2 tRNA genes are annotated in these 579 nt (G+C 43.7%); both read left to right on the top strand.

Features of this window, described 5'->3' with window-relative positions:
- Window positions 1-260: 260 nt before the first annotated feature.
- Window positions 261-337, top strand: a tRNA-Ile gene (locus H5164_RS19795).
- Window positions 338-474: 137 nt separating this feature from the next.
- A tRNA-Ala gene (locus H5164_RS19790) sits at window positions 475-550 on the top strand.
- The last annotated feature ends 29 nt before the right edge of the window (window positions 551-579 follow it).

The raw sequence follows: 579 nt of genomic DNA, 5'->3' as shown, positions 1-579 counted from the left end.
AACAAGGTAGCCCTAGGGGAACCTGGGGCTGGATCACCTCCTTACCTATACGACTAACTCAATACCTAAAAGTGCAGCGATGCATGTGAGTGTTCACACAGATTACTTGATAGAAGAAAGAGAAAGATATCGAAAGGTATTTTTGAGGATTTTGATTCTTAATCAAGGCACTTGATGAGTCTCGCAGGGAGTGTGCTTTAGCACATGACTGAGAAACGAAGAAAGTAACGCCGAGTAAGGGTTAAAAGACCAAAAAGAATGGGTCTGTAGCTCAGCTGGTTAGAGCGCACCCCTGATAAGGGTGAGGTCGGTGGTTCAAGTCCACTCTGACCCACCAAATCTTCATTTTATCTGCGTTAATTAAATACTCGTTTAGTAAACTAAACGTCGCATTGAATTGACTTGTTAAAATTCGATTTGGCTTCGCCAATCTTATGATTGGATACTTGATATTAATCTCAACTGCATGTAAATGGGGCTATAGCTCAGCTGGGAGAGCGCCTGCCTTGCACGCAGGAGGTCTGCGGTTCGATCCCGCATAGCTCCACCATTTACACTTATCATGACGATAAGCTTATG

The organism is Shewanella sp. SG41-3, from assembly GCF_014164545.1.
Classification (GTDB): Bacteria; Pseudomonadota; Gammaproteobacteria; order Enterobacterales; family Shewanellaceae; genus Shewanella; species Shewanella vesiculosa.
Note: the sequence above shows the minus strand (reverse complement) of the source record. Positions and strands in the feature narration are given on the sequence as shown.